The sequence below is a fragment of the Nevskia soli genome, assembly GCF_903970205.1.
Classification (GTDB): Bacteria; Acidobacteriota; Terriglobia; order Bryobacterales; family Bryobacteraceae; genus Bog-113.
This window is the reverse complement of sequence record NZ_CAJCHS010000286.1, coordinates 1-6,792: the sequence shown is the minus strand read 5'-3', so window position 1 is coordinate 6,792 and position 6,792 is coordinate 1. Positions and strand designations below refer to the sequence as shown.

The window sequence follows — 6,792 nt, the reverse complement described above, 5'->3', positions numbered from 1 at the left end:
GGCGTGTATATGGACTGAAACCATGAAACCCATACTTCCGCGCCGGAGCATAAGTCCGAACATAAGACCGGCTCAACCCGCCGCTGTAAGTAAGTGAATGCTTGATCTTACCGACGCCCCAACCTTCCTGATACAACATCGGATTGTGAATGACGCTCCGGATGGTAAGTTCCGGGTTCTCTTCGATCGGATAGTCTTTCAGGTTCTCGTCGCCGCCGTCGCCGTCGATCAAAAAACGCCAGTCAGGATATCGCTCACGGATGCCCCGGCAAAGCGCCAGAGCCATCGTGCCGCACTCGACATCCAGCGGCTTGTAGTCTTCGATGGTCCGAATCGTTTCTCCGGCGTCGATCTCCGCCGCATCCGCATCAATCGTTTCCAGGAACATTTCAAGTTGGAGTGCAGCCAGAAAGTCCCGCGCTTGCGCTACATCCGGGCCGTTTCCCAGATTCAGAACGAAAGCCTTCAATCGTCCGGGATGCATTCCGAGCCGAAGCATCGCGAAATAAGTCGCGAGAAAGACGCTTCCGCTATCCACGCCGCCGGAGAAGCACACGCCAATCGGCTCATGCGGCTCAATGCGCTCGAGCCAGCGACTTACACAATCGAATAACACCGACATATATGCACGCCCGATAACATCAAGGTCCGGCGGCAATGTCGCCATCTCCGGCGCGAAAAAGCGCGTGTAGACGGGATCCGGGTCGGGGCAGCCGATCAACTGTAACTCGATCACATGGTGCGCGGGGACCATGCGCGTGTAGCTTGGATGAAACTGTGAATCAAGCCCTTCGGCCTTAAGCCATGCGTAAATCTGATCGATCCGGTGCGCAACCACGAGCGCGGGGCCTTCAGAGCGCTTGGCCAGGAAATACCTCATCGGGCGATCGAGCGAGCGCGCCATCCGGACCGTCTTGCCGGATTTAGCGACGATGGCGAATGAGCCGGCAATCTGCCCGGCGGCTGCGGGATTGCGCAGCAGCATTTCACGCGCTTGTTCAACGGTTATACTTTCTAGATCATTGGCTGCGGCCTCGGTGAGGTCAACCAGGCGTTCCAGGTAGGCGTTCATGTCTTTGGCTACATGCCGATTCTACCGTTCTGAATCCACTGCGCGAGACACGACTGTGAGGACAACTTGAAATTCCGCATCGGCGCTGGCTTACTGCTGATCTGTTCGGCTGTCTTCGGTCAGGCCGCCGCCCTAAGCTTTCTTGTCTCCGACAACGACGCTTCGCCGTTTGAGAATAGCGTGACTTTCTATGCGATCGCCGCGGATGGAACACCGTATCGCGTCACCGCTGTCTCGACTGGAGGGACCGGCGCCGGCGGCGGAGACTTCGCGGAATCGCGGCTGGTAGTGGTCCCTGTCCATCAGAATTTGTGCGTGTTCGCATCGGACGGAGGCACCGGGGATATCGCGGGAATCGATGCGAAAACCCGGACACTAACCGGTAATTTTCTAGCCGCTCCATCCGACCTTGGAAGCACGAACGGTATCGGCCTGGCTGCCAATACCAGCTACCTTTATGCAAGCTATTCGGCATCGAGCACCATCGCGACGTTCCAAATCCAGTCCGGCTGCACGCTCAGCTACGTGAGCGATCTGTTCGTGGAAGGTTTAAACCAGGGGTGGGTAACCGGCATGGCGATCCACGGCGCGATGATGGTGGTGACTTACGGCGACGGTTCCATTGGCTCGTTCAACATATCCGCCGGCCCGCCCGTAGCCAATAACGATGAGCAATACTCGACCGGTTACAATGACGACCACCTGCCGAACGGAGTAGATATCACACAGGACGGCCGCTTCGCGGTTTTTGGGGATGCTTCGACCGTAGGGACGGTTGAAGTATCCGATATATCCAGCGGTCTACTTACCCCGACAGTAGCTTATAACATCAGTAGTGGGTGGAACTCAGCAAGCGTCCGACTGAGCCCGGATGAGAGCACCTTGTTCGTCAGCAACAATTCTTCGGGGCAGGTAACCGCGGCGTTCTTTAACAAAACTACCGGAACAGTATCCGGAGGGTGTACATCTGCCAAGCTTAGAGGTTTCTATAATCTCTGGAGCTTTTCCGGTAACATCGGACTGCAACTTGCGTCAGGCGCGGGCGGTTTACTGTATATTCCGGAGTTCGGCTCGAACGGGACGTCTTCAATCGGCGTCGTGCAGTTCACAACCAGTGGAACAAGTTGCACACTAACAGAAACCGCGAGTTCCCCAGTGAACAATGCGACGGATATTGCGGCACTGCTCTCAATTGCAGTCTTCCCGTCGAGGCCTTTCTAGTGCGCCTGAGAAAGCGAGAGATGGTGAAACTACAACGCATAGCTAAAGCATCAATCACTATCTATCTAACGATTGTCGCAGTCCAGGCGAACGAGCTGAAGGCGCAGATCTCCTGGTGCCCGGCGCGTCCGAGTGCTGGGACCGTGGTGAGCAATCCGCTCGACTTATATAGCCGGAACGGAGTGCTAAAAGCCGCTTTCACGATGCGAAGTACTCTGGCGACCTACCTGGAGGAATGCTTTATCTATCAGTCTTCGAACGGCGCTGTGGAAGCACCCACGCTTAGGCTGAACCCCGGCGACCAGCTAACTCTCGACCTTACAAACCGTTTATCGTATGTGCCGCCGTCGCCCTTCCAGCAAGGTCCGCCCCCGCCGCCGGCCGTACAGGGGACCACTGCGGCGCCGGTTCACAAAATGTCGACCATGTCGATGCGTTCGACAGCCAATGACCCGTGCTCGGGAGGCACGATGGTAGCTACCTCGACAAACATCCACTTTCACGGCCTGAATATCCCGCCGGTGTGCCATCAGGACGATGTGCTGAACACGGATATCGAGAATACCGATCCAGCGTTCGAATATAACATCCAAATCCCGGCGAATGACCCGCCCGGCATGTATTGGTATCACCCACACTTACACGGATTCTCTACGCTTCAAGTAAATGGCGGGGCTTCCGGTGTACTGATCATCAACGGGATGGAGAAGCTGAAGCCTCAGGTGGCGGGACTCCCCGAACGGGTATTCATTATTCGTGAGCAGTTCACAAATCCTAACTCATGGATTGCGGGACCTTACGAGTTGACCCTGAACTATCAGCCCGCGATTTATCCGACTGCCGCCGCGCCGGTCATCCAAATGCAACCTGGGGTAAAGGAATTTTGGCGTGTTGCGAACGCGTCCTCGCAAGCTTTCCTGAGTCTTCAAGTAACCATTGGCGCCGTCGCGCAGAACCTCGATGTCATCGCCCTGGACGGCGTCCCGACGACGCAAGACAACAGTGTCACTAGTATCAACCTGCCTCCCGCCGGGCGTGCCGAGTTCATTGTGAAGGGCCCGGCGGCCGGTCAGACCGCAGCGTTCTGGCAGAGCGGATTCAACACGGGACCGATCGGCAATCCGAATACCGCGCAGGAACTGGCGGTCCTTCAGCCGACTGCCAACGCGAAGGAGCCGCCCGCAATGCCTGCCGCATCGCCTGCGCCGAAGATACCGCAGCGATTCGCCGGTCTCATTAACCAAACTCCGACAGCAACTAGAAAACTCTACTTCGCCGAGGCAAGCAACGGGACCAACGGCCCTACCGAATACTTCATTACCGTTGACGGTCAGACTCCAAAGGTCTTCAGCATGTCCGATCCACCGGCGATAACCACGCAGGTCGGCGCTGTAGAGGATTGGACAATCGAGAACCGGTCCGGCGAGACGCACGCGTTTCACATTCATCAACTGCACTTCCTGCTGCTGTCTTCCAGCGGCGTGGCAAATCCCGACCCGGAACTAATCGACACCGTAATCGTTCCCGCATGGAGCGGCACGGGCGCTTATCCGGCCGTTAAGCTTCGGTTGGACTTCCGCGATCCGGAAATCGCCGGAACGTTTGTATATCACTGCCACATTCTCGACCACGAGGACGGAGGCATGATGGCAAAGATACAGGTGAATCCGAAGTAAGTCGTTGAAGGCCCGTATAAAGACATTACCTTGCGAGCACGTCACGGGTGCGACGCAACGGCGTTTGCTTACGTCCTATGAAATAGGAGAACTAAAGCAATGAAGGGCCTCACAAGGGCGACCTTCGCGCTGCTGGCGTCAGCAGCCCTCGGCTTCGCCCAAACGAACAGCATGCCGGCTCCTGCCGGTCCGATGCAATATCCTCAGAATAGTACTTATAACGTAGCTCCTCCGCCGCGACCTCAGCCAGGTATGGCTTCGCCCGGAATGGGTTCCCCCGGAATGGTGAATTACATCGAAGGGCAAGTCACGGTCGATAACCGCCCGCTCAGTTCATCCGGACCCGTCGTCATGCAACCGGGCCAGGCGCTTGCAACGGCTAACGGGTTCGCCGAAATCTTGCTGACTCCGGGCGCGTTCCTCCGCGTCGGACCCCACAGCCAGATTCGCCTCATTAGCTCGGGTCTTGCGGAGACAAGAGCGCAGCTCGACCGCGGCACAGCGATGGTAGAAGTCGACCAGTTTATTAAGTCGACGAATCTGGCCATCTTAGTTAAAGGTGCTACGGCTCAGATCGATAAACAAGGCCTTTACGACTTCGATGCCGATCAGCAGGCCATAAGGGTTCTGGACGGGAAACTAACTGTCAGTGAAGCGGGCGGCACTAAGTCGATCGGAAGAGACGAACAGCTCTTGCTCGCGAGCGCAAAGCCCCTGAAAGCGAGAGGCTCGAACCCGCAACTCGTGAAAGCCGAACCTCTATACGTCTGGAGCGAGGCGCGCAGCCAGGCGGAATCTCAAGCCAATGTAGCTTTAGCTCAGAACTTCGCCGCTTACGGCGGATGGTTCGGTCCTGGCTGGTATTGGGATCCGTACTGGAGCTTCTATTCTTATCTTCCAGGCGATGGATTCTTCTACAGTCCGTTTGGCTGGGGCTTCTTCTCGCCGGGGTTCGTCGGCTACTACGGCGGGTTCCGATACGGTCACTTCGGGCACTATGCCGGTTATGGACACGTCGGGGGCGTGAACGGAGTGTACGGAGCTGGATTCCACGCCGCTGGATTCCACGGCGGCGGTGGAAGGCGATAGCCCGGTACGAAACGGGCTGGGAGGATGTCCCAGCCCGTTATCGCGTCTACCTGACTTGCGCTATTTCTGACACCATAGAAGCTACTAACTCATAAGATCGTAACCGGTCGCGCTGGTCATAGAGTTCGCAAGCCATCATAATTTCATCGGCTTCCGTCTCTTCTACGAACTTCGCCAGTTCCCGTTCCACCGTCTCGGGACCGCCCACGATTGCCGCTCCGAGTTTCGATTCGACGAAGGCGCGCTCCGTTGAGTTCCACAACCCGTCCATACTCTCGACCGGCGGCGAAAGCAGGAACGGCTCGCCTCGAATCAATTGCAGCGCCCGTTGCGCGGGAGTCGTCGCCAGCCGCCGGGCCTCGGCATCGGTATCGGCGGCAATGATCGGCAAACCGACCATGGCATGCGGCTTATCGAGATAAACGGACGGTTCGAAGCGCTGCCGATAAAGCCGCAGCGCGTCGCGCATATCTTGGGGCGCGAAGTGCCCCGCGAACGCAAACGGCAACCCCAGCAGCGCCGCGAGCTGAGCGCTGAACGTGCTCGAGCCCAGCAGCCACACCGGCACATTCGTTCCCGCGCCGGGCACTGCTCGAACTTTCTGGCCCGGCTCAGCGGGCGCCAGGTAGCGCAGCAACTCTTCCACCTGGTCCGGGAAATCGGCCGCGGCGTTCGGATCGCGCCGCAGCGCCCGCGTGGTCATTTGATCCGTCCCTGGCGCGCGCCCCACCCCCAGATCAATGCGCCCCGGGTATAGGGTTTCCAGCGTGCCGAACTGTTCGGCGATCACCAGCGGCGCATGGTTGGGAAGCATGACGCCGCCCGACCCCACGCGAATCGTTTTGGTTCCCCCGGCCACGTACCCAATCAGCACGGCCGTCGCGGCGCTCGCGATTCCCTGCATGTTGTGGTGCTCGGCCAGCCAAAAACGCGTATAACCCCATGGCTCGACATGGCGCGCCAGATCGAGCGAATTCCGGAACGCCTCGGCGATCGTCCCACCTTTCCTCACGGGAGCCAGATCCAGTACCGAGAACGACGTTTCACTCATACTTCATTCGATGATCCGGACCGGCATAAGGAATCGCGGCATCTGGAACGGCGCCGCGTCACGCTCGCCGGGATCTGGATTCGAGGCGGAACCGGTTTTCAATCGGCGGAAGCCGCAATCGCCGGCCGAGTGGGTTCCACCACCACCATGAGGTCGAGGCAAGGACTCGGTCGCCGGCCGGGCCGGTCTTGGCCAAATTCGCCTCGTTCCGTTTCAGGACGGGCGGCGTCATGGGTTGATTCGCTCTTGTGGTTTCAGCCTCGAGGCCGCTGCCCAAAGTGCAGACGGCCGCGAAGGCCATGATTACTTGTAGCATGTTCTTTCGCATGGTGGACCTCCCTGTTATGTGTCCTCTTGGGAACGTATTCGATAAGTGCATCGGCGGGGCCAATCTTGCGGGTTAAGAACTCTCTGGAAACAAACGACTTAGATCAAACAGCGGCGCTGCGTCCCAATTCTTTCTAACTATTCGGTGAATTTCCGTGAACCAGAAAGTAAGTAAGCCTTGGAACTATCGGCAGGGTCAGCAGCGGGATAAACCCGATAGACAAAATAAAAGCGCCGGATGTCAGTTCCTGGTTAGAACTGTCATCCGGCGCTGTAGACCTGAGTAACTCTGTGGAGTCTAACGGAGGTCGGCAAGTATCGTCACAGTCTCCGGCTTTAGTGAGGCTTCCTGAGCA

At 57.8% G+C, this 6,792-nt stretch carries 5 protein-coding genes; 3 read left to right on the top strand and 2 right to left on the bottom strand.

What is annotated here, in order from left to right:
• A partial coding sequence (locus tag H1Y01_RS12800; RefSeq protein ID WP_180540908.1) for an asparagine synthase-related protein occupies positions 1-1,072 on the bottom strand: 1,072 nt, incomplete at its 3' end.
• Positions 1,073-1,138: 66 nt separating this feature from the next.
• Here H1Y01_RS12800 and H1Y01_RS12795 point away from each other — a divergent pair.
• From H1Y01_RS12795 to H1Y01_RS12785, 3 genes are all read left to right on the top strand, one after another.
• The gene (locus tag H1Y01_RS12795; RefSeq protein ID WP_180540907.1) at positions 1,139-2,293 is read left to right on the top strand and encodes a hypothetical protein; all 1,155 of its coding nucleotides are present in this window, start codon (positions 1,139-1,141) and stop codon (positions 2,291-2,293) included.
• Between the two features lie 20 nt (positions 2,294-2,313).
• Positions 2,314-3,969, top strand: coding sequence for a multicopper oxidase family protein (locus H1Y01_RS12790; RefSeq protein WP_180540906.1), 1,656 nt, complete (start codon positions 2,314-2,316; stop codon positions 3,967-3,969).
• Between the two features lie 99 nt (positions 3,970-4,068).
• The gene (locus H1Y01_RS12785) at positions 4,069-5,058 is read left to right on the top strand and encodes a FecR domain-containing protein (protein ID WP_180540905.1); all 990 of its coding nucleotides are present in this window, start codon (positions 4,069-4,071) and stop codon (positions 5,056-5,058) included.
• A gap of 46 nt (positions 5,059-5,104) precedes the next feature.
• On the opposite strand, the gene H1Y01_RS12780 is transcribed toward H1Y01_RS12785, so the two are convergent.
• The gene (locus H1Y01_RS12780) at positions 5,105-6,109 is read right to left on the bottom strand and encodes an LLM class flavin-dependent oxidoreductase (RefSeq protein WP_180540904.1); all 1,005 of its coding nucleotides are present in this window, start codon (positions 6,107-6,109) and stop codon (positions 5,105-5,107) included.
• Positions 6,110-6,792: the final 683 nt, after the last annotated feature.